At 64.8% G+C, this 21,669-nt stretch carries 28 protein-coding genes; 17 read left to right on the forward strand and 11 right to left on the reverse strand.

All coding sequences use genetic code 11. The features are described 5' to 3' along the window. Positions 1–11: 11 nt before the first annotated feature. The 5 genes from LC083_RS02350 to coxB form a co-directional block, all read right to left on the reverse strand. On the reverse strand, positions 12–584 hold the full coding sequence (locus LC083_RS02350) for a cytochrome c oxidase assembly protein (RefSeq protein ID WP_226699027.1): 573 nt from the start codon (positions 582–584) through the stop codon (positions 12–14). A 124-nt stretch (positions 585–708) separates the two neighbouring features. Next, the gene (locus LC083_RS02355; protein WP_226699028.1) at positions 709–1,626 is read right to left on the reverse strand and encodes a heme o synthase; all 918 of its coding nucleotides are present in this window, start codon (positions 1,624–1,626) and stop codon (positions 709–711) included. A 48-nt stretch (positions 1,627–1,674) separates the two neighbouring features. Further along, complete coding sequence (locus tag LC083_RS02360) at positions 1,675–2,634, reverse strand: alpha/beta fold hydrolase (protein ID WP_226699029.1); 960 nt, start codon at positions 2,632–2,634, stop codon at positions 1,675–1,677. An 82-nt stretch (positions 2,635–2,716) separates the two neighbouring features. After that, complete coding sequence (gene ctaD, locus LC083_RS02365; protein WP_226699030.1) at positions 2,717–4,432, reverse strand: cytochrome c oxidase subunit I; 1,716 nt, start codon at positions 4,430–4,432, stop codon at positions 2,717–2,719. Between the two features lie 53 nt (positions 4,433–4,485). Further along, entirely contained in the window at positions 4,486–5,565 is a 1,080-nt protein-coding gene (gene coxB / locus LC083_RS02370; RefSeq protein ID WP_226699031.1) for a cytochrome c oxidase subunit II, read from the reverse strand. Between the two features lie 200 nt (positions 5,566–5,765). Here coxB and pyrE point away from each other — a divergent pair, with 200 nt between their 5' ends. The 9 genes from pyrE to LC083_RS02415 are packed head-to-tail and all read left to right on the forward strand — an operon-like array spanning position 5,766 to position 11,602. Further along, positions 5,766–6,347: an orotate phosphoribosyltransferase gene (pyrE, locus tag LC083_RS02375; protein WP_226699032.1), complete on the forward strand. Its 582-nt coding sequence runs from the start codon at positions 5,766–5,768 to the stop codon at positions 6,345–6,347. Then, on the forward strand, positions 6,344–7,084 hold the full coding sequence (locus LC083_RS02380) for a pyridoxine 5'-phosphate synthase (RefSeq protein ID WP_226699033.1): 741 nt from the start codon (positions 6,344–6,346) through the stop codon (positions 7,082–7,084). The genes pyrE and LC083_RS02380 overlap by 4 nt, the downstream gene beginning before the upstream one ends. Next, positions 7,081–7,353 carry a hypothetical protein gene (locus LC083_RS02385; protein WP_226699034.1) on the forward strand — a complete coding sequence of 91 codons (273 nt, stop codon included), beginning with the start codon at positions 7,081–7,083 and terminating at the stop codon, positions 7,351–7,353. Before LC083_RS02380 ends, LC083_RS02385 begins: the two co-directional genes overlap by 4 nt. Beyond that, positions 7,350–7,751, forward strand: coding sequence for a holo-ACP synthase (gene acpS / locus LC083_RS02390; protein ID WP_224830898.1), 402 nt, complete (start codon positions 7,350–7,352; stop codon positions 7,749–7,751). The genes LC083_RS02385 and acpS overlap by 4 nt, the downstream gene beginning before the upstream one ends. Further along, positions 7,748–8,620, forward strand: a complete 873-nt coding sequence (gene lepB / locus LC083_RS02395) for a signal peptidase I (RefSeq protein WP_226699035.1) — start codon at positions 7,748–7,750, stop codon at positions 8,618–8,620. Before acpS ends, lepB begins: the two co-directional genes overlap by 4 nt. Then, complete coding sequence (locus LC083_RS02400; protein ID WP_226699036.1) at positions 8,621–9,736, forward strand: AI-2E family transporter; 1,116 nt, start codon at positions 8,621–8,623, stop codon at positions 9,734–9,736. Between the two features lies 1 nt (position 9,737). Then, positions 9,738–10,979 (forward strand): DUF3089 domain-containing protein, encoded by a 1,242-nt coding sequence (locus tag LC083_RS02405; protein WP_226699037.1) that lies wholly within the window; start codon positions 9,738–9,740, stop codon positions 10,977–10,979. Beyond that, the gene (gene ruvX, locus LC083_RS02410) at positions 10,958–11,443 is read left to right on the forward strand and encodes a Holliday junction resolvase RuvX (protein ID WP_226699038.1); all 486 of its coding nucleotides are present in this window, start codon (positions 10,958–10,960) and stop codon (positions 11,441–11,443) included. The genes LC083_RS02405 and ruvX overlap by 22 nt, the downstream gene beginning before the upstream one ends. A gap of 18 nt (positions 11,444–11,461) precedes the next feature. Then, positions 11,462–11,602 (forward strand): hypothetical protein, encoded by a 141-nt coding sequence (locus LC083_RS02415; protein WP_226699039.1) that lies wholly within the window; start codon positions 11,462–11,464, stop codon positions 11,600–11,602. Here LC083_RS02415 and LC083_RS02420 read toward each other — a convergent pair. The 3 genes from LC083_RS02420 to LC083_RS02430 are packed head-to-tail and all read right to left on the reverse strand — an operon-like array spanning position 11,580 to position 13,624. Beyond that, a complete protein-coding gene (locus LC083_RS02420) occupies positions 11,580–12,494 on the reverse strand; it encodes a transposase (protein ID WP_226699040.1) in 915 nt (304 codons plus the stop codon). The two genes, LC083_RS02415 and LC083_RS02420, sit on opposite strands and share 23 nt — an antisense overlap. Further along, on the reverse strand, positions 12,482–13,447 hold the full coding sequence (locus tag LC083_RS02425; RefSeq protein ID WP_226699041.1) for a hypothetical protein: 966 nt from the start codon (positions 13,445–13,447) through the stop codon (positions 12,482–12,484). Before LC083_RS02425 ends, LC083_RS02420 begins: the two co-directional genes overlap by 13 nt. Before the next feature lie 15 nt (positions 13,448–13,462). Beyond that, positions 13,463–13,624 (reverse strand): hypothetical protein, encoded by a 162-nt coding sequence (locus LC083_RS02430; protein WP_170290007.1) that lies wholly within the window; start codon positions 13,622–13,624, stop codon positions 13,463–13,465. Between the two features lie 138 nt (positions 13,625–13,762). Between LC083_RS02430 and LC083_RS02435 the strand changes: the two genes are divergently transcribed. Both LC083_RS02435 and LC083_RS02440 read left to right on the forward strand, forming a co-directional pair. Next, complete coding sequence (locus LC083_RS02435; protein WP_222554210.1) at positions 13,763–14,224, forward strand: PaaI family thioesterase; 462 nt, start codon at positions 13,763–13,765, stop codon at positions 14,222–14,224. Then, positions 14,214–14,630 (forward strand): PaaI family thioesterase, encoded by a 417-nt coding sequence (locus LC083_RS02440; protein WP_222554006.1) that lies wholly within the window; start codon positions 14,214–14,216, stop codon positions 14,628–14,630. Before LC083_RS02435 ends, LC083_RS02440 begins: the two co-directional genes overlap by 11 nt. Here LC083_RS02440 and LC083_RS02445 read toward each other — a convergent pair. Continuing rightward, the gene (locus LC083_RS02445) at positions 14,627–16,816 is read right to left on the reverse strand and encodes a transglycosylase domain-containing protein (RefSeq protein WP_226699042.1); all 2,190 of its coding nucleotides are present in this window, start codon (positions 16,814–16,816) and stop codon (positions 14,627–14,629) included. The two genes, LC083_RS02440 and LC083_RS02445, sit on opposite strands and share 4 nt — an antisense overlap. 49 nt (positions 16,817–16,865) lie before the next feature. Beyond that, complete coding sequence (gene cobS, locus LC083_RS02450; protein WP_222554004.1) at positions 16,866–17,858, reverse strand: cobaltochelatase subunit CobS; 993 nt, start codon at positions 17,856–17,858, stop codon at positions 16,866–16,868. Between the two features lie 55 nt (positions 17,859–17,913). Between cobS and LC083_RS02455 the strand changes: the two genes are divergently transcribed. From LC083_RS02455 to LC083_RS02475, 5 genes are read left to right on the forward strand one after another with little or no spacing between them, the layout of a single operon-like run. Then, positions 17,914–18,759: an oxygenase MpaB family protein gene (locus tag LC083_RS02455; protein WP_226699043.1), complete on the forward strand. Its 846-nt coding sequence runs from the start codon at positions 17,914–17,916 to the stop codon at positions 18,757–18,759. Between the two features lie 57 nt (positions 18,760–18,816). Beyond that, on the forward strand, positions 18,817–19,182 hold the full coding sequence (locus LC083_RS02460; protein WP_319003410.1) for a DUF1428 domain-containing protein: 366 nt from the start codon (positions 18,817–18,819) through the stop codon (positions 19,180–19,182). 3 nt (positions 19,183–19,185) lie between these two features. Continuing rightward, positions 19,186–19,821: a glutathione S-transferase family protein gene (locus LC083_RS02465; protein ID WP_226699045.1), complete on the forward strand. Its 636-nt coding sequence runs from the start codon at positions 19,186–19,188 to the stop codon at positions 19,819–19,821. Then, positions 19,814–20,299, forward strand: a complete 486-nt coding sequence (locus tag LC083_RS02470; protein WP_226699046.1) for a VOC family protein — start codon at positions 19,814–19,816, stop codon at positions 20,297–20,299. Before LC083_RS02465 ends, LC083_RS02470 begins: the two co-directional genes overlap by 8 nt. A gap of 1 nt (position 20,300) precedes the next feature. Then, positions 20,301–20,741 (forward strand): SRPBCC family protein, encoded by a 441-nt coding sequence (locus LC083_RS02475; RefSeq protein ID WP_226699047.1) that lies wholly within the window; start codon positions 20,301–20,303, stop codon positions 20,739–20,741. Here LC083_RS02475 and LC083_RS02480 read toward each other — a convergent pair whose 3' ends face one another. Then, positions 20,742–21,335, reverse strand: coding sequence for a DnaJ domain-containing protein (locus LC083_RS02480; protein WP_222553997.1), 594 nt, complete (start codon positions 21,333–21,335; stop codon positions 20,742–20,744). It abuts the gene before it with no gap. Positions 21,336–21,395: 60 nt separating this feature from the next. Here LC083_RS02480 and LC083_RS02485 point away from each other — a divergent pair, with 60 nt between their 5' ends. After that, positions 21,396–21,668, forward strand: coding sequence for a BolA family protein (locus LC083_RS02485; RefSeq protein WP_226699048.1), 273 nt, complete (start codon positions 21,396–21,398; stop codon positions 21,666–21,668). Position 21,669 lies beyond the last annotated feature (1 nt).

Genomic DNA, 21,669 nt, shown 5'->3' on the forward strand with positions numbered 1-21,669 from the left:
TGGTCTAGGGGTCAGTCCGAGGATTCTACCGCGCGGTGGAAAGTGTATGAGAGTGTGATCTGCTCGACACCCTCCATATTGGGATCTTCCAGCGCCGCAGGATCGACGAAATAGAGCACCGGCATCCGGACTTCCTGGCCCGGCTGCAGCGTCTGTTCGGTGAAGCAGAAACACTGGATCTTGTTGAAATATGCACCCGCCTGGACCGGCATGACGTTGAAGGTTGCCGTGCCCGTGATCGGCTCCGTCCCGTTGTTCTTCGCGACATAGATCGCCATGTCGCGCTGCCCGATGGTGACCGTGTCGGTCGGCTGTTCGGGCCGGAAGCTCCAGCCAAGGCCCGGCGCGACCGAGCCGTCGAAGCGGATCGAAATCTGCTTGCCGCCCGCAGCCTTGCCCATGCGTTCGGCGAGATTCGCCTCGCTTTCGGTGGCGCGCTGCGTGGTTCCGCCGAAACCGGTGACCTGGCAGAACAGTTCGTAGAGCGGCACGGCGGCATAACCGAGGCCGAGCATCGCGGCTGCGCCCAGCAGGGCCAGCAGCGCGGTACGGGTCTTGCGTTGCTCCAGCGCGGCGGCAGTCATGGCAATCCTCACATCCTGACGATGGTGATCATGTAGAACAGCAGTGCGGCACCCAGGAGGATCCCGCCGAGCACGAGGTTACGGCTCTTCTGGCGGCGACGGTATTCCTGTTCTTCCTCGGGGGTCATGCGACAATTCCTTGGTAGTGAAGCACCCGGTCGACGACCAGGGCGCCGAACAGGGCAAAGAGATAGGCGATCGAAAACAGGAACAGGCGCTTTTCCGGCCTCATCGTGTCCCCTTCGACCGGGGTGCGGGTTGCAACCGGGATGGCAAGCGCAATGAAGGCCAGCGTCAGTACGAGCGCGGAAACGCCGTAGATCCAGCCCGTCCCGCCGATGTACCAGGGAGCGAGCACCGTCGGCAGCATGAGCAGCGAATAGACCAGCACCTGGCGGCGGGTGGAGCGGTGTCCCTTGACCACCGGCATCATCGGGATGCCGGCCTTGGCGTAATCGGTTTCCACGAACAGGGCGAGCGCCCAGAAATGCGGCGGTGTCCACATGAAGATGATCAGGAACAGCAGCACCGGCATCAGCGTGATGTCGCCCGTCACAGCTACCCAGCCGATCAGCGGCGGGAACGCGCCTGCGCCGCCGCCGATGACGATGTTCTGCGGCGTGCGGGGTTTCAGCCAGATCGTATAGATGACCGAATAGTAGAAGATCGAGAAGGCGAGGATCGCGGCCGACAGCCAGTTGATCGCCAGCCCCATGATCACGATCGAGGCACCCGACAGGAAAAAGCCGAAGTCGCGCGCGTCGGTGCGCGCCATGCGGCCCGACGGCAGCGGGCGGGCACTGGTGCGCTTCATGATCGCGTCGATATCGCTTTCCCACCACTGGTTGAGCGCAGCCGCACCGCCTGCCCCCATCGCGATGCACAGGATCGCGGTGAAGCCGAGAATGGGATGGATGTTACCCGGAGCTGCCAGCAAACCGCACAGGCCGGTGAAGATCACCAGGCGCATGACGCCCGGCTTGGTCAGCGCGAAGAAATCGCGCCACTCCGCGGGCAATTGGGTGGGGACAGTCTGGGTCATGGGAATCGGGTGCGCATATAGGGGCAAAAACCGCGGCAATAAAGGCTTTCAGAGCCTCCCCAGCCAGTCGAGCAGGAGGCGGTTGACCTCTTCGGGCCGTTCCTGCTGCGTCCAGTGGCCTACACCTTCGAGGATGTGGCCTTCGACCTTGGGCGCGAACATCTTCATCAGCGCAACGGGATCGGTGACCGCTCCGAAAAGGTAGGTCGCCGGATCACGGGTGCCGCCGATGAACAGGACCGGTTGTTCGATCCGCATGCCCGTCCAGCCTTGCAGCCATTCGTAATCGCGCTCGTGATTGCGGTAGCGGTTGAGGGGGCCGCGAAAGCCCGAGGCTTTGAACTCGCCTTCGTAGAAGTCCATGTCCTCCTCGGTCAGCCAGCCTACCGGCTGCGGATCGGGCAGGCCTTGCAGGAAGGTCGCGCCATAGGGCTTGTCCCAATAGGCGCCCGGCGGCACGTCGCCGCTGATCGAATACATCATCCGCTGGACCCAGTCGCGCGGATCCTTCTCGGCCTCCGCCTCGGCCACACCCTCTGCCTGGAAATACTCCTGGTAGAAGAACCTGCCTTGCGAAATGAAGTGTTCGTGGAACACCTCGGTGAAGGGGCGGCTGGGCACACCTGCGAAGGGGACGGACAGGCCTGCCACGGCCGAGAAATGCTCCGGCTGCGTCAGCGCGGTGTTCCACACGATCGGCGCGCCCCAGTCGTGACCGACCAGGATTGCCGGGCTGTCGGGCTGGAGCGCGTGCTTCAGACCGACGAGATCGCCCACGATGCGTTCCATCGCATAGGCTTCGACCGGATGCGGCTTGTCCGAGCCGCCATAGCCGCGAACGTCGATCGCGCAGGCCGTGTAGCCTGCGTCGGCGACAGGGCCGATCTGGTGGCGCCAGCTGTACCAGCTTTCGGGAAAGCCGTGGACCATGATAACCAGCGGCCCCTCGCCCTCGACAGCGCAGCGCAGGCTCAGTTCGCCTACCTCGATGGTCCGCATTTCGGGCATGGTCATTCCTCGTCTCGCGCAAAAGAAAACGGCCGGCCCCTCATGGGACCGGCCGCTTTGTCATGTCCAGCTATAGCTACGCTCAGGCCGTTGCAGGCTTGCCGTCGCCAATGTGGTCGTGGTGGTCGTGGTGGTCCTCGATCACCGGCAGTTCGCTGAACTGGTGGAACGGCGGCGGGCTCGACAGGCTCCACTCGAGCGTGGTCGCACCCTCGCCCCAGTAGTTGTCTTCGGCCTTCTTGCCGGCGACGAAGGCATACAGGATGTTCACGAAGAACAGGACCATCGAAGCGGCCATGATCATGTAGCCGAGCGTGCTGATCTCGTTCCAGTAGGTGTATGCATCCGCATAGTCTGGATAGCGACGCGGCATGCCCTGCCAGCCCAGGAAGTGCTGGGGGAAGAAGATCACGTTCACGCCGATGAAGAAGCCCCAGAAGTGGAGGTGCGACAGGAGCTCGGAATGCATCCGGCCGCTCATCTTCGGGAACCAGTAGTAGAAGCCGGCGAACATCGAGAACACCGCACCCATCGACAGAACGTAGTGGAAGTGCGCCACCACGAAGTAGGTGTCGTGCACTACGTCGTCCACGCCGCCGTTGGCGAGGTAGACGCCGGTCACGCCGCCGACGGTGAAGAGGAAGATGAAGCCCAGGGCCCAGACCATGGGCGACTTGAACTCGATCGAGCCGCCCCACATCGTGGCGATCCAGCTGAAGATCTTCACGCCGGTCGGAACCGCGATGACCATGGTGGCCGCGGTGAAGTACATCTTCGTGTTCACGTCGAGGCCGACGGTGTACATGTGGTGGGCCCACACAACGAAGCCGACGACGCCGATCGCGACCATGGCGTAGGCCATGCCGAGGTAGCCGAAGACCGGCTTGCGGCTGAAGGTGGCGACGATCTGCGAGATCATGCCGAAGCCCGGCAGGATCATGATGTAGACTTCGGGGTGGCCGAAGAACCAGAACAGGTGCTGGTAAAGGATCGGGTCACCACCGCCTGCGGGGTCGAAGAAGGTCGTGCCGAAGTTACGGTCCGTCAGCAGCATGGTGATGGCGGCGGCAAGCACCGGCAGGGCCAGCAGCAGGAGGAATGCGGTAACCAGCACCGACCACACGAACAGCGGCATCTTGTGCAGGGTCATGCCCGGCGCGCGCATGTTGAAGATGGTGGTGATGAAGTTGGTCGCACCGAGGATGGAGCCTGCGCCCGCAAGGTGCAGCGAGAAGATCGCGAAGTCCACGGCAGGGCCGGTCGAACCGGTGGTCGACAGCGGCGCATAGACGGTCCAGCCCACGCCGGCGCCCGGCCCGATACCGCCGGGCACGAACAGCGAGAACAGCAGCGAGAAGAAGCCCGCCACGGTCAGCCAGAACGAGATGTTGTTCATACGCGGGAACGCCATGTCCGGCGCACCGATCATCAGCGGGACGAACCAGTTGCCGAAGCCACCGATCATCGCCGGCATGACCATGAAGAAGACCATGATCAGGCCGTGCGCGGTGATAAACACGTTCCACATGTGGAGCGCTGCATCGATGTCGGTCGAACCGCCCATGAGCTGCGCCCAGTACTGGAGGTACTGGATGCCGGGTTCGGCCAGTTCCACGCGCATGATGCCCGAAATCGCGCCACCCACGATACCCGCGATAATCGCGAAGATCAGGTAGAGCGTACCGATGTCCTTGTGGTTGGTGGACATGAACCAGCGCGCGAAGAAGCCGGGCTTGTGGTCGGCATCGTGCGCGTGGTCGTCGTGGTGGGCCTGGAAGCTGTCGGCGGTAGTGGCCATCTTGCTATACTCTCGAATGCGTGTTCGTCGGTCGGACTAGTTCTAAACGTCGATCAGGTGGTCGGGTTCTCGACCGGGAGTTCCCCGGCACCGGCCGCACCTTCGACTGCGCTTTCCGGCTGCTGGACCGGGGCTGCTGCGGGAGCGGCTTCGACACCCTCCTCTTCGGCACCGGCGATCTTGCCGCCCTGCGCCAGGACCCATGCGTTGTACTGATCAAGCGGAAGAGCTTCGACCGCGATTGGCATGTAGGCGTGGCGTGCACCGCACAGTTCGGAGCACTGGCCGTAGTAAACGCCCGGCTTCTCGATGATCAGGATCTTCTCGTTGAGGCGACCCGGCACCGCGTCAAGCTTGAACCACAGGCTCGGCACGGCGAACGAGTGGATCACGTCGGCAGCGGTAATCTGCATGCGGATCGGCACGCCCACCGGAACGACCATGCGGTTGTCGACGGCCAGCTGGTGCGGCTCGCCGCGGGCTTCTGCCTCGGCATCGTCGAGCATGTTCGAGATGATTTCGAAGTCGCCGTTGTCGGGATAGGTATAGCCCCAGTACCACTGGTAGCCGGTCACCTTGACCGTGATCGCATCCTTCGGGATCGGCTCGTACTGCTTGGCAATCAGCGTGATCGAGGGGATCGCGATCGCGAGCAGGATGAGTGCGGGGACGACAGTCCAGATGACTTCGATCAGCGTGTTGTGGCTGGTCTTCGACGGAACCGGGTTCGCCTTACGACGGTAACGGAACACCGTGTAAAGCAGCAGCACGAGAACGAAGACGCTGATGCCAACCATCACCCAGATGAGACCCACGTGGAGGCCATAGGCGAATTCGCCGGTTTCCGAGAACTGCGGCTGGATGTCGAAACCGCGATCCACCGGCATCCCGATTCCCTCGGTCGGCTTCATCGGCGTGTAGGCGGCTGCGCCTTCAGCGACCGCATCGGCATCGGCAACGTCGGCGGCTTCGGCCGGATCGACAGATTCGAGCTGGGTGGTCGCCGTGGTTTCGGCAGCTTCCTGCGCGAGGGCAGGCTGCACGCCGACTACCAGTGCAAAGGCCATTGCAAGGCTGGCGACAATCCGGTGGAAACCGAGAATTTTCATCGTCTTGGCACTCTTTCGTGTCATGTCATCTTCCGGACCACCCCGACGGTCGACCATCCTTAAGGACGCATTCGGCACAGGGGCATGCGACCCTGCAAGCAGGGCCCGGTTGGGCCGCCCTATAGGCAGGACTGGCGCGCTCCTCAAGCGGTTGACCGATAAAAATGTGCATGCCGCTTTGCCTCTTGCGCAATCGGCCGCAAGGCGCTTTGAGCCTTTGCCATATGACCGAAGACGACATCCTCCAGGAATTCCGTGCCAGCGAAGCCTTGCTCGAAGGCCATTTCAAGCTCTCCAGCGGGCGCCATAGCGGGCATTACCTGCAATGCGCACGCGTGCTGATGAACCCCGACCGGGCCGGCCGGCTGGCGCTGGCGCTGGCTCAGAAGATCCCGCGCGAAATCCGCAGCCAGATCGATGTCGTGATCAGCCCGGCCATGGGCGGCATCATCATCGGCCAGGAAATGGGCCGCGCACTGGGCAAGGACGCGATGTTCCTTGAACGCCCCGACGGCGTGTTCCACCTGCGCCGCGGCTTCCGCATCGATGAAGGCGCAAAGGTGCTGATGGTCGAAGACGTCGTCACCACCGGTCTTTCCAGCCGCGAGGCGATCGACGCCGTCGCGCGCGAAGGAGGTGAAGTAATCGCAGAGGTGGCGCTGGTCGACCGCAGCAACGGCACGGCCGATCTCGGCGTTCCGTTCTTCCCGCTTATCGACATCAACTTCCCGACCTATGCCGAGGATGAACTGCCCGCGGAACTCGCAGCCGTGCCGGTGACCAAGCCGGGGAGCCGCGCCGCTTGACCCGCCCCTTGCGCCTCGGGGTCAACATCGACCACGTCGCGACCATCCGCAACGCGCGCGGAGGGGACCATCCCGATCCGGTGCGCGCTGCCGAAATCGTTGCCCGGGTCGGCGGTGACGGCATTACCGCGCATCTGCGCGAAGACCGCCGCCACATCCGCGATGCGGACCTGCGCCGCATCCAGGAAGCGACCGATTTGCCGCTCAACCTGGAAATGGCCGCGACCGAGGAAATGCTCGAAATCGCGCTTTCGCACCGGCCGCACGCCGCCTGCATCGTCCCGGAAAAACGGGAAGAGCGCACGACCGAAGGCGGGCTGGACGCGGCCGGCCAGCACAACACGCTCGCCCCGATCGTGTGGAAACTGAAGGACAACGGCATCCGCGTCTCGCTCTTCATCGAGGCGGACGAACGGCAGCTCGACGCGGCACTCAAGCTCGGCGTCCCCGTGGTCGAGTTCCACACCGGCGAGTATGCCCACGCGCACCTTGCCGGCGACAGCGAGAAAACGGCGCGCGAGTTGAAGCGCATTGCCGACATGGCCGCGCTTGCCGCCAAGAACGGGATCGAGCCGCACGCCGGCCACGGCCTCACTTACGAAAACGTGCAGCCCATCGCCGCCATCCCGCAGATCGCGGAGCTCAACATCGGCCACTACCTTGTCGGTGAGGCGGTGTTCGTCGGGCTGGAACAGGCCGTGCGGCACATGCGCGAGCTGATGGACGAGGCCCGGTGAACGAGTCCGGCCTGACCCGCGCGGAGAAATTCTGGGCGGCGGCTGCCGTCATTCCCTTCCTGCTGAGCATCGCGCTTCTCGGCATCGCGATATCGCGCCAGACCTTCCTTGCCTTCGCCATCGGCTGGCCGATTATCCAGGTCATCGGATACGCCGGCTCGTTCAAGCGTTCGGGAGGGCAGATCGACCACCCGCTGGTGAAGACCCAGGTGTGGCTGCACTGGATGATGATTGCCATGCTGGGCCTTATTCTCATGAGAGTTCTATGATCATCGGAATGGGTTCCGACCTCTGCAATATCGAGCGTATCCAGAATTCGCTCGACCGGTTCGGCGACCGCTTCGAGCAGCGCGTCTTCACCGAAATCGAGATCGCCAAGGCGCGGCGGCGGCCCTTCACCATTGCCGGAACCTACGCCAAGCGGTTCGCCGCCAAGGAGGCCTTTTCCAAGGCCGTGGGCACGGGCTTTCGCCGCGGCGTCTTCATGAAGCATATCGGCGTCGTCAACGCGCCCTCGGGCGCCCCGACGCTGGCGCTCGAAGGCGGCGCTGCGCAAAGGCTTGCCGAAATGGTGCCGCACGGCCATGAGCCGCGCATTCATCTCACCCTCACCGACGATCATCCATGGGCGCAGGCCTTCGTCATCATCGAGGCCTATCCCCTTTGAGTACCGATACCCCCGCCGTGACCGAACCCAAGACCACCGAGAAGACCGACGAGAAAGTCGACTGGCTCGCCGAACTGCGCGGCCTGTTCCTGATGCTGCTGGCAGTCTTCGCCTTTCACAGCTTCGTGGCGAAGCCGTTCTACATCCCGTCGGAATCGATGCTGCCCAACCTGCTGGTCGGGGACCGGCTGGTGGTCAGCAAGTATCCCTATGGCTGGAACTGGTCCTCGGTCAGCTTCCACCTTGCCCCGCGCGGCGACTGGCGTCTGATGGGGTCCACGCCCGAATATGGCGACATCGTGATCCCCGTGCACCCCGAACGGGACGAGGATTACATCAAGCGCGTGGTCGCCCTGCCCGGCGACAAGATCGAGGTCCGCCGCGGACGCATCATCCTCAACGGGAACCCTGTGCCTCAGGCCGTCGAACCCGCGCGCGACCTTCCAGTCGACGCGAACTCTACCTGCTACGGCTTCGGCGACCCGACCTTCCTCGTTACCGACGACAGCGGCAAGGATGTCTGCCGCGTTCCCGTCCTGCGCGAAACGCTGCCCAATGGCGCCAACTATCTCGTGATCGATCACGCCAATACCGAACTCGACAATTTCGACGAGATGACCATTCCCGAAGGCCACGTATTCGTGATGGGCGACAACCGCGACCATTCGTCCGACAGCCGCGAACTGAATTCCTCGCGCGGGCTCCTGGGCCCGGTTCCGCTGGAAAACATCGGCGGCCGTGCCGAATTCATCACCTTCTCGCTCGACGGGACGACCTCGCTCAACCCGGTGACCTGGTTTACGAGCTTGCGCGAAGGGCGCGCGTGGACCACCCTGCGTCCGGCAGTCGCGCAGGAGAATCAGCGGTAAATGTCTGAAAAAGGGCCTTCCTACGAACCCGACCGGACAATCGCAGCGGCCCAAGACCACCCGGGCAAGAGCCCCGCATACATCGGCGATCCACGCCTGCGTTTCGAAGCGGGGCGCGCGCTGGTCTGGGGCCTCGTCATCGGCCTGATCGCGCTGGCGGTCCACATTTCCCAGTCCCTGCTGGTCATTTTCGGAGCCATGGTATTCGGCTGCATGGTCGACGGCGGCGCGCGTCTGCTGGGCAAGTTCTTGCCCATCGGGCGCAGTTGGCGCGTCGCCATCGTGCTCTTGCTTGCCACCGCATTCCTGCTCTGGCTGGGCTATTTCGCAGGCTCGCAGATCTCGCAGCAGGCTGCGCAATTCCCCGCGATCATCAACGAACAGCTGGGCAAGCTGATCGCCTATATGCGCGACCAGGGCTTTGCCATCCACACCGAGAATATCGAGAATTTCGCCAGCAGCATGGCCAGCGGCGTCGGCACCGTCACCAAGGCGATCGGCGGCATCTTCGGCGGGCTGACGACGGTCCTGCTGATCGTTATCATCGGCATCTACTTCGCCATCGACCCGCGCATCTACGAGCGCGGCGTTGCCTGGATGGTGCCTTCGCACCGGCGCGAGGCTTTTTACGATACGCTGAGCTACCAGGCCTATACGCTGCGCCGCCTGCTGGCCGGGCGCCTCGTCGGCATGGTGGCGGAAGGCATATTCACCTGGGCCCTGCTCGCGATCTACGGCGTACCCATGGCTGCCCTGCTGGGCCTGCTGACCGGCCTGCTTGCCTTCATCCCGAATATCGGCGCCATCATCTCGGGCGTGCTGATGGTCCTCGTCGGGTTCTCGGGCGGGGTCGACATGGGACTCTACACGATCTTCGTCTATTTCCTCGTCCAGAACTTCGACGGCTACGTCCTTGTGCCCATGATCGCGAAGAAGACGGTGGACCTGGCACCCGGGCTCGTCCTTTCCGCGCAGCTGATTTTCGGCGTCCTGTTCGGCATCCTCGGCCTCGCGCTGGCCGATCCGATGCTCGCCATGATCAAGGTCGCGCTGGAGCGCCGGTCCGCGCGGCTCGATGCAGAAGGCGAGACAGAACCGCAGGAGGCGACGGCCTGAGATGGCGCGCAAGTTTCTCTACCTCATCGCCATCATCATCACGGTCGTCGTCGTCGGCGCGATCGGCCTTGCGATCTATGGCCGCGAGCTGACCGACATGGCCTTCGTCCCGCGCGGCGAGTTCGTTGAGCAGGAGGCCTTGGCTGCCAACGCCTATGAAGATCCGGCGATGTGGTATTCGCGTCCCGGCATCGGGACCGACGATCCGGCGCGCTACCAGCCAGCCGTGGCAGAGACGCCGCCCGATCCCGCCACCCGCACCCCTTCGCCCGAAGCGCCCGCCGCCGAGCAGAGCGTGGGTAGCCCCGACTATCTCGAGACGGTCGGTTCGCGCCGCGGCGATCCGGCGCGCGCCAGCGAGGTGCCCGGCTTCGCGGTCTTCTTCGTGCCGCCGACCAGCTACACCAAGGGCGCGCTGGGTGACTGGAACGCGCCGCTGGATGATCAGGAAACCGACACGCTGGCCCGCACATTCCTGCGCGGACTGGCCAGCCCTTTCAACCGGGCGGACGAAATCTGGGCGCCCAAGTACCGGCAGGCCTCGGTCGGCGCTTTCCTAAGCGACAAGCCCGATGCCGAAATGGCCATCGACGCGGCCTATGCCGATGTGGCGCAGGCCTTCGATTACTTCCTCGAAAGCGTCGATGACGAGAAACCCATCGTCCTTGCCGGCCACAGCCAGGGTTCGGTGCATGTGCTGCGCCTGCTCCGCGAAAAGCTGGCCGGCACTCCGGCAGAAGCGCGCATCGCCGCCGTCTATGCTCCGGGTTGGCCCATCTCGGTCGAACACGATCTGCCCGCCCTGCCGATTCCCGCCTGCGCGGCTCCGGGACAGGCAGGTTGCCTGATTTCCTTCGCCAGCTTCGCCGATGATGGCGATCCCGGCCAATTGTTGCAGCGCTACAGTGCTCTGCCCGGCCTCGATGGCGAGCCGCGCGGCCCCGAAGACCCGATCCTGTGCGTCAATCCGCTCACCGGCATGACTGGCGGCTCGGCCCCCGCAAGCGACAATCTCGGCACGCTGAAGCCCGACGCGACGATGGGCTCGGCAGAGCTGGTGCCGGGTGCGATCGGGGCCCGCTGCGATGCCTCTGGCATCCTACGGATCGGGGACGCCCCCGATCTCGGCCCGGGTGTTCTGCCGGGCGGCAATTACCACGTGTACGATATCCCGCTGTTCTGGAAGAACCTGCAGGAAGACGTGATCAGGCGGGTCAAGGCGTGGTCGACGGCCCGATCGTAACCGACAACCGGCTCGATTTCGGCGATGCGCTGGCCGATGGCGGCGCGCTGCTGGGGCTCGATGTGGGCACCAAGACGGTGGGCGTCGCCACCTGCGATGCCGGCTGGCGCTACGCAACGGCCGGCAAGACGCTCCAGCGGGGCAAGTTCACGCAGGACAGCGGCAAGCTGCGCGAACTGGTGCGCGAACGCTCGATCAAGGGCGTCGTCATCGGCCTGCCGCGCAACATGGACGGCAGCGAGGGCCCGCGTGCGCAGGCCAGCCGCGCCTATGCCCGAAATATCGCAGCAGCGCTGGACTTGCCCGTGCTGCTGTGGGACGAACGCTGGTCGACCGCGAGTGCGGAGGCAGCGATGATCGGCCAGGACATGAGCCGGTCCAAGCGGGCCGAACGCATCGATGCCCATGCGGCAGCGGTCATCCTGCAGGGCGCCATAGACGCGCTCGCAGGGGGAGGTTTTTGAAAGGGGGAAGGGTCGCAAATGCTGGGATTGTTCGACGTGTTCGACGTCTACGTCGGCGAGGGGGGAATTCGCCGCACCAGAATACAAAGGGCAGCGAGGCTGATCGGCCTCGCCTTCATCGCCTTCCTGTTCATCGTCACATTGCTGGTGCTCTGGTAGCTTCTTCGAGAGCCGCACGCCTGCGCGCGGCCTCTTTCGCCACCATAGCGCTGCCCGCGCCTTCCGCTTCGCGCCACAGCGCGTCGCGTCCGGCCACGCCCAGCAGTCCCGCGCGCGCTTCGTAGCTGGCAAGCCGCATCCGGTCGCTCGGATGCGCGCGGCCGGTCCAATCGGCAAAGTCGAGCGCGTCCTCTCCACCCAGCCCCACCGCGCAGCGCATGAAGCATTCGGTCGAGGTCGGATTGAGGATGCCCGTGACCGCATTGCTGTCGAGGTCGAAGCCGTATTGATCATACCACCCCTGCGCAGGGTCGATATGCATGACGTTGAGCGAGACCGAGAGGCTCTCGGGCGGCAATTGCGCGTGGACGTCGAGGTGGGCGCGATACAGCATCAGCTTGCCCGTCTCCAGCGCGGACCGTTCGACGAACCGCAGCCCCGCATTCTCGCCGCAATATCCCGCCACGGCCTCGTAGTCGTACTCGTAGTAATCGCTAAGATAGCCCGGCCCGAAATAGCCGGCGGTAAGGAAGCTGAAATTGTGGTCGTGCGGGATGCCGTAGACGAAAGTCTTCGCTCCGCTCGCCCGGAAGCACGCCTCGTCCTCGCTGGGCCAGATATTCGCGCGCAGGAAATGGCCGCCGCGATTGGGCGACAGGACAATCGACTGCGGACCATAGCCGCTGTCGCCTCCTCCCTCGCGGTGACGATTCCTGAGCTGGGCAATCAGCAGGTCGCCGAGGAAATCTCTGTCGTTGGCGAGCCTCTTCAAGGCGCTGGCGGCGTTGGCGAGACTGTCCTCGTCGCCGGGCTCGAAGTCGCGGCCCAGCTGGTCGAGGCAGGCCTCAAGGCCATGAGACATCGTGTCTTCGTTTACGATCAAGCGGGGCATGGCAGATCCTCGACATGCGCAAGGGAGGGATAGGTTTCGACAAGCTGGGCGCGCAGCGCGCCTGCCGGAGCCGAGAGCGGATCGGCAGGATCGCGGGCAAGCGCGCCGAGGGTCGAGAAGCCGGCTGCGGTATCGAGCGCAAGGCATTCGCGCAGCGCCTGCCAGCGGATATGCTCGCTTCCTTCACGGGTCATCGCAGCCATGACCGCAGCAGCATCGCTGCGCCCCATCCGGCCCAGCAGGGCGAGCATCATTTCGTGGCGGCTTTCGCTACGCGAACCGCTGGCGCGATGGACGAGGCGGCCATCGTCGAGCGCGTATTCGCGCGCCTCGCACGGCACCGCATCGCTCCGGGCAAGGCGAAGGACGACCAGCCAACCGTGCACCCTGCGAACCGATTTCGTCCGGGCGGGACCGGCGAATTGCAGCACGTCGCCGGCGGCAATGCACCGCGCGCTGCAATCGATCGCCGCTTTCCCGTCCCGCTCCTCCAGCAGTTCGAGCAAGAGGACGTCGGCTGCCCCGGCCAGTATCGCCTCATGCCGCTCCCCGCCCGCAAAGCAGGCCGATGCGGGTGGCTCGGCGCCGGTGTCGGCGTAGGCCAGCAAGGTCAGCGTGGCGCTCCCCGATTGGGCAAGCTGCAGCACGCTCATCCCGTCGGAGTGCTGGTGCCGCAAGGGAACCTGGCCGAGCGGATGCTCGCGAAGCGCTGCCAGCAGGTCGTCGACCAGCGAGCCAAGAAACTCGGTCGCATCGGCACACCCATCGAACAGCGCGCCCAGCGCCGGGCAATCGTCCAGGGCAGCGCCATCGCCATATCGCGCGAGCTCCCCGAGCACCTCGGCCGCAGTGCCGTGGCGCCAGCTATCGCGCGCTGCCTCCAGCGCTTCCTGCGCCTTGCGCTGCGAGGCGGTGTCACCTCGCAGCGCGCGCAATTCCGGACTGATCCGCATTGCGTTGTCCCGGCCCTAGACCAGCGCTTCCGGCGGGACGAGTTCGTAGAGATAGACCATGATGACGACGATCCGGTCGTCCACGCTCGGTCCGCTGCCTGCCGACAGGCTGCCGAACAGGCCGGTTGCTGTCTCGAGGCCAGGCAGGCTGGCGATGTCGATCTTGGGTAGTTCCATTGTTGTGACCCCTTGCGCGCGGGCCGGCAGAATTGCCCTTCCCTCCATTCGCGCCCCCCACGGCTGGAGGTGCGGAGGCAAAGGATCGAATTAAAAGATTGTAATGGGCGGGAACCGGTGGCTATCGCGCGCCCCACCATGAGCGACACGCCGCGTTTCGATCCCAAGGCTGCAACGCCTTTCCTGACCAGCCGGGGCCATTCCGGATGGCTGGGCCTGAAGTATTCCTCCCATGGTGAAGACTGGGTGGAACTGGAGCTCCCGTGGCGTACGGACCTTTTGGGCGAGGAAGGGCAGCACGTGCTGGCTTCCGGCCCGATCCTCAGCCTGATGGACATGGCCAGCGGGCTCGCGATCTGGAAGGCGATGGACCGGTTCGAGCCAATCGCCACGCTGGACCTACGGGTCGATTACGTGCGTCCGGCGCGCGAAGGCGCGGCGGTTTTCGGGCGGTCCCAATGCTACCGCGTAACCCGCAGCGCCGCTTTCGTGCGCGGGCTTGCCCATGACGGGGATGCGGACGATCCGGTGGCGCACATCCAGGCGGTTTTCATGAAGATCGGCGGCAAGGACACGCGGGGGGTCCCCAATGGCCAATGAGCCCGGCGATCTCGGCGTGCTGACGCCCTATGCCCGCTCGCTCGGCATCGAGCTGGCGCATTGGGACGACGGTATGCCCGTGATGCGCGTCGCCTTCGACGAAGCGGTCGAAGGCCGACCCGAGCATTATCATGGCGGGGCCACCGGGGGCCTGCTGGAAACGGCAGGCTATGCCGCGCTACGCGCCGAACTCGCTCGCAGCGGGCGCGAGGCCATGCTCAAGCCGATCAACATCACGGTGCAGTACCTGTCCGCAGGCAAGAGCCGCGAGAGCTTTGCGCGTGGCCGCATCACCAAGCTCGGGCGCCGCAGCGCGAATATCACTGTGGAAGCCTGGCAGGACGACCCCGCCCGGCCCATCGCCACGGCAGTCATGAACGTGCTGATGGCGGATAGCGAAGGCTAGTTCGCCGGTTCAAGCTGGCCCTGGCGCTCCAGTTCGCGCCGGACCGCTTCGTTGCGCTGTTCCTCTGCCCTGCGCCGCGCTTCCTCAATCGCCTCTTCGGAGATCGCGACACCTTCCTCGCCAAGCCGGATATCGACGGGGACGCCATCGATCTCGGTCGAGAACACGGCCTCGCCATCGCGGATGCGCAGGCGCGAATTGCCGTCGCCCAGCGGAATATCGTCGAGATTTGGCACGTCGAGCGGCTCGACCGGGCCACCGGGATCTTCGCTGGCACGGGGTCCCGGCCTGTCGCCGCCCGCACCCGAGCCTAGCGCCTGCGTCATGAAATCGCGCCAGATGCGCGCGGGCAGGCCGCCGCCCGAAATGCCGTTGAGCGGCGAATTGTCATCATTGCCGATCCACACGCCGACTACCAGGTCGCCCGCATAGCCCACGAACAGGGCATCGCGGTTGTCCTGCGTGGTGCCGGTCTTGCCGAAATTCGCGACCGACAGCATCGCCGCAGAGCCGGTACCGCGATTGATCGCCGCGCGCAGCAGCCGCTGCATGTCCTCGTGCACCCTGCTCGGCAAGGTGGACGGGCCATCGACCAGCCATTCGAACCAGCTCTGCTCCGGCGCGGCGAATGCGCGCGGCTCGACCGGATAGGCATTGGCGGCGACGCCCGCATAGGCAGCGGTGAGTTCGAGCAGGGTCATGGTCGAGGTGCCCAGCGCCATGCTGGGATCGCCCTCTGTCAGCGGCGCGGTGATGCCGAAATCGCGCGCTGTCTCGATGACCTTGTCGCTGCCGACCTCGCCCAGCAAGCGGACAGCTGCGACGTTGCTCGACTGGGCAAAGGCATCTTCCAGCGTCAGGCTTTCCGAATAGCGACCGCGCGAATTCTTGGGGCGATAACTGCCTTGCGTAATCTCGGTATTGTCGATCCGGTCGCCCGGTTCCCACCCGTCGCGCAGGGCGGCGAGATAGACGAACAGCTTGAACGTCGACCCTGGCTGGCGCTTGGCCTGCGTCGCGCGGTTGAACGGCGATTTCTCGTAATCCTTGCCGCCGATCATCGCCACGACCTCGCCATTGGGACGCATCGCGACGAGCGCCACCTGCGCCCCGCCTAGCGGAGCGCGCGAGGTCACGCGGCGGGCGATGTTCTGGAGGCGGCTGTCGAGCGTGGTCGTCAGCGTCTGGCGGGAATAGCCGGTTTCCGACAGCTTGCGCGCCTCGGGCAGCGCCCAGTCGGCGAAATAGGTCCCGGTGGGAAGGTCGCTCTTCATACGGACGTCGAGCGCGGGCGGCCGCATGGCGCGCGCCTCGCCCTCGGTGATGTAGCCCGCGGCGACCATCGACTGGACGACCAGCCCCATGCGCTTGGCTGCGCGGTCGTAGTGCTTGGTCGGGGCATAGGCGCTGGGGGCCTGCAGCAGGCCGGCGAGCATGGCTGCCTGGTTGGGCCGCAGATTCTCCGGCTGGCGATAGAAGTAGTGCAGGCTTGCCGCCCGCAAGCCATACACATTGTCGCCGAAATAGGCGTTCGAGAGGTAGCGTTCGAGAATCTCGTCCTTGGTCAGCCAGGCCTCCAGCCAGAAGGCGATCATCGCCTCGCGCGCCTTGCGGGTCAGCGTGCGTTCGGGAGTAAGGAAGGTGAACTTGGCGAGCTGCTGGGTGATCGTGCTGCCGCCGCCGGTGCCGGTAAAGGCAGCGCGGGCGATGCCGCGCGGGTCGATGCCCCAGTGATCGAAGAAGCGCCGGTCCTCGATCGCGAGGAAGGCCTCGACCACGTGCGGCGGCAATTGCGAGACATCGACCGGCTCGTCCGTGATCGCGCCATTGCGGGCAATCGGCGTTCCATCGGCGGCCAGAAGCGTGATTTGCGGCGGCGCAATTGGTTCAAGCGATTTCGACAGCGGCGCCGTGATGGCAAGCCAGCCGACCAGCAGGATGAACAGCCCGATCAGGCCGGCGACTATCCGGACGGCCCACCAGCGTTTCCGGCGGTCGCGCCAGTAATCGCGCTGCCAAGGGCGCAGCCGTTCCTTTTCCTTGCGGGCGACCGCGCTGTCGAGATCGTCCCAGCGCGCTTCCCAGGCATCGTCGTCGAAACCGTCGTGAAGCGAATAGAAACCGCGGTGCCCCTGCACCTCGGGTTCTGCCCGTCGCCTGCGAAAGATGGAATCGAGAACGCCCATTGCCTACTGTGTTATCAGGTCAACACAGCTATTCATAGTGGCTTGAAGATTAACTCTTCCCGACCACGCTTTCGGGCAGGTCTTCGCCGAACACGCGCTGGTAGTATTCGGCCACCAGCATGCGCTCTTCCTCGTCGCATTTGTTGAGGAAGGAAAGGCGGAAGGCAAAACCCACATCCTTGAAGATGGCGTAGTTCTGCGCCCAGGTGATCACCGTGCGCGGGCTCATCACGGTCGAGATATCGCCGTTGATGAAGCCCTGCCGCGACAGGTCGGCGACCTTGATCATGTCGGCGAGGATCTTGGGATCGATGTCGGGGTTCTTCGCCTCGACGATCTTCTGCTCGGTCTCGGCGGGCAGGTAGTTGAGGCCGACCACGATGTTCCAGCGGTCCATCTGTCCCTGGTTGATCGCCTGCGTGCCGTGGTAAAGCCCGCTCGTATCGCCGAGGCCGACCGTGTTGGCAGTGGCGAAGAGGCGGAAGTTCGGGTCAGGGCGGATCACGCGGTTCTGGTCGAGCAGGGTCAGCTTGCCCTGCTGTTCGAGGACGCGCTGGATCACGAACATCACGTCCGGACGGCCTGCGTCATATTCGTCGAACACCAGCGCGACCGGGTGCTGCAGCGCCCAGGGCAGCAGGCCTTCGCGGAATTCGGTCACCTGCAAGCCGTCGCGCAGCACGATGGCATCGCGGCCGACGAGGTCGATACGGCTGATATGCGCATCGAGGTTGATGCGGATGCACGGCCAGTTGAGACGCGCGGCGACCTGTTCGATGTGGGTCGACTTGCCGGTGCCGTGATAGCCCTGCACCATCACGCGGCGGTCGTGCGCGAAGCCGGCGAGGATGGCGAGCGTGGTGTCCGGATCGAACACGTAGCTTTCGTCGAGATCGGGCGTGCGTTCGTCCGGCTTTGAAAAGGCGGGGACTTTCCAGTCGATGTCGATGCCGAACGTCTCGCGGACGTCGACTTCGGTATCGGGTGCGGGAAGGACGGTCCTGGCGGCCGCGTCGAAGGTCTTGTCGGTCATCTCGTTCATCGCATGGGCGAGGTAGGGATTTATCTCGGCCGAGCCAAGCCTATATTGGGTCGCGATGCCGCAAGAACCTCTATCCGAGCGCATTCGCCTGAAACTGGTCGATCGCGTGCGCGGCGTGTTCAACGATATCGAGGGCGGCGAACAGCCGGTGCCGGTGTCGGACGATGCCCTGTTCGACAAGCATTCGCCCATCCGCATGGTCCATGCCGATATCGTGGCGATGATGGTCGGCGGGATCAGGAGCCTGCTGCTGCAGATGCTCCATCCCCATGCGCTTCAGGGCGTGCTCGACCATTCCAACTTCCGCGAGGACATGCACGGGCGCCTGCGCCGCACGGCAAGGTTCATCGCGGTCACGACTTTCGGCCACCGCGACGATGCGCAGGCGGCGATCGAGCGGGTCAACCGCATCCACGCAGCGGTCGGCGGAACCCTGCCCGACGGCACGCGCTACGAAGCGTCCGATCCGCGCACATTGGCCTGGGTCCACGTGGCCGAGGCGACCAGCTTCCTTGCCGCATACCTGCGCCATGTGCGCCCCGACATGCCCGGACACGAACAGGACGAATATTACCGCCAGTTCGCCGTCATCGCCCGCGCGCTGGGGGCCGATCCCGTCCCGATGGACCGGCGCGAGGCGGAGGTGCTGTTCCGCGAGCTGCGCGGCGACTTGCGCGCCTCTCCGCAGGCACGCGAGGTGGCGCAGCTGGTCCTGACGCAAAAGCCCGAAGGCTCGCCGCCCGCAGTCCAGGCCCTGCTCGGCGCGGAGGCGGTCGCCCTGCTGCCCCCCTTTGCCCGCTCGATGCTGGGGCTCGAGCGCCCGGGCCTTGCCGCGATCCCCGCGCGTGCGGCGACCTGGGGCATGGGCAAGACGCTGCGATGGGCCTTCCGGCAGAATTGATGCCGCATTCCAGAATGTTGCTGCTACGCTGCCGGCGAGAGGAGAGTGCCGGTGTATGTGAACGGATTTGTACTCGCCGTCCCAGCTGACAAGAAGGATGCCTATCGCGAGGTCGCCGAGAAGTTCTGGGACATCGCCAAGGACTACGGCGCAAGGTCGCAGGTCGAATGCTGGGAGGTCGACGTGCCCGACGGGCACACCACCGATTTTCGCCGCGCGGTCAAATGCGAAGAAGGCGAGAAGATCGTGTTCTCATGGGTCACCTGGGACGACAAGGAAACCGCCGACGCCAGCCACGACAAGATGATGGCCGACCCGCGCATGGCGGAGAATTTCGGCGCGGCCGACGGCAGCGACATGCCCTTCGACGGCAAGCGCATGATCTACGGCGGGTTCGAACCGCTGGTGTGGAAGGAGGCCTGAGCCATGGCGCAATACACCTTCTTCACCAATCCGATGAGTCGGGGCCAGATCGCGCGCTGGGCGCTGCACGAGGTCGGCGCGGACTATGCCACCGAGCTGGTCGACTGGATGAACAAGCCGGCCGGCCTGACTGAGGCCAATCCGCTCGGCAAGGTGCCGACGCTCGTCCACCATCACGGGGGCGACCATATCCACGTCGTCACCGAAACCGCGGCGATCTGCCACTACCTTGCCGAAATGCACCCCGAGCGGGGCCTGCTTCCCCTGCCCGACGAGAAGGCGGATTACTTCCGCTATTTCTTCTTCGCTGCCGGCCCCGTCGAACAGGCCGTGGTGTCGCGCGCGATGGGCTGGTCGGTCGACGATCCGCAAAAGCAGGGCATGCTCGGCTACGGCAGTTACGAGCGGGCGATGGACACCTTCGACACGCTGCTGACGGGCCGAGATTTCGTCTGCGGCGACCGCTTCACCATGGCCGATGTCTATGTCGGCAGCCAGGTCGACTGGGGGCTCAATTTCGGCTCCATCCCCAAGCGCGCCGTGTTCGAGGATTATGCAGCGCGGCTGCGCGAACGCACGGCCTACAAGGAGGCCAAGGCCATCGACATGGCCCTTATCGAGGAGCAGCAAAATGGGTGAAATTTCCAAATTCACCACTGTCCTGTGGTTCGATGGCGACGCCGAAGAGGCTGCGCGCTTCTATGCCGAGACGTTTCCGGACAGTTCGGTCGGCCACGTCTTCCGCGCGCCGTCCGACTTTCCCGGCGGCAAGAAGGGCGATGCGCTGACGGTCGATTTTACCGTGCTCGGCCGCGCCTTCTCGGGCCTCAACGGCGGCGACATGTTCAAGCCGAACGAAAGCGTCAGCTTCATGGTGTTGACCGAGAACCAGGCCGAGACTGACCGCTACTGGAACGCCATCACCGGCAACGGCGGGAAGGAAAGCGCTTGCGGTTGGTGCAAGGACAAATGGGGCTTCAACTGGCAGATAACGCCGCGCACCCTGCTCGAAGCGAACCAGGCGGGCGGCGACGAAGCCAAACGCGCCTTCGAAGCGATGATGACGATGGGCAAGATCGATGTCGCTGCGATCGATGCGGCCAGAAAAGGCAATTGACGTGAACGAAATCACCGTCACCCGCTTCATCGCGGCCCCGCCGGAAAAGGTCTGGGACGTGATGGCCAACCGGCAGGAAGAATGGTGGTGCCCCCGCCCCTGGTCGATCGAGATGATCGCGCAGGAACGCCGCCCGGGCGGTCGCAGCGCCATGATCATGCGCGGACCCGAGGGCGAGGAAATGCCGCAGGAAGGTATCTTCCTCGCGTGGGAGGAAGGCCGCCGTTTCGTCACCACCGATGCGGTCACCAGCGACTTCCGACCGGCCGGTCCCTTCATGGTCGGGATCTGGGAAATCGAGCCCGAGGGCGGCGGCACGCGCTACACCGCCAGCGCCCGTCACTGGAGCGAGGAAACCATGCGGCAGCATGCCGAGATGGGTTTCGAGGAAGGGTGGAGCGCCTGCGCCGCCCAGCTCGCGGAGCTGTGCGAAGGCGGCTGATCAGGCGATCGCGCGGCTCTTGCGCAGGGTCTGGTAAGCTTCGACCACCTTGCCCAGCCGCGCCTCGTGGGTGCGGTCGCCGCCATTGCGGTCGGGGTGGTAGCGGCGCACCAGTTCGGAATAGCGCCGCCTCAGCCTGGTGCGGTCAACGTCCAGCCCGAGGCCCATCGTGTCGAGCGCCTCTGCCTCTTCCCGGCTAAAGCGTCCGTCCATCGCCATCTCGGCCTGCCTACGCGCACGGCTCTTGATGCCGTTGGCGCGCGCCGAGATCGCTTCCAGCGGGTCGTCGTAATCGGCCCAGCGCGGCATTCCGTCGACGCCGGCAGTGGGACGGAAGCTCGGGCTTTCGGTGCGCCAGCCGCTCGCCGGGGCCTGCGCCTCGAGGATTTCCTCTGCCGTCATGCCTTCGAACCAGTCGTATCCGGCATTGAATTCCCGCACGTGCTCCAGGCACATCCAGCGCCAGCTGCCCGGCCCGTCGAAGCCGTGCCCGGCCGTGCCCGGAGCGCGGAATTCGCCTGCCTCGGTGCAGGCGGGATGATCGCAGGTTCTTCCTTCGGCTTCGTGCCGTCCGTGAAACTTTGTCTGGCGCATTCGTTCTAGGATGGGGAGCGAAACGCTGTATGGGAAGAGGCAGCAAGGAGAAGCGAACGCATGGCAGGACCGGTTCAGCAGGAGATGGAACGGCTTTTGACCGCGGCTTTCGCGCCTACGCGCCTCGAAGTGATCAACGACAGCGCGAAGCACCACGGCCATGCCGGCGACGACGGCAGCGGCGAATCGCATTTCACCGTCGTGATCGAGGCACCCGCCTTTGCCGGAAAGAGCCGCCTCGAGCGCCAGCGCATGGTCAACCGCGCGCTGGGCGACATTCCGGGCGAGCGCGTCCACGCCCTCTCCATCCAGGCATCCGCACCGACACCATAAG

The sequence above is a fragment of the Qipengyuania gaetbuli genome, from assembly GCF_020524765.1.
GTDB lineage: Bacteria > Pseudomonadota > Alphaproteobacteria > Sphingomonadales > Sphingomonadaceae > Qipengyuania > Qipengyuania gaetbuli_A.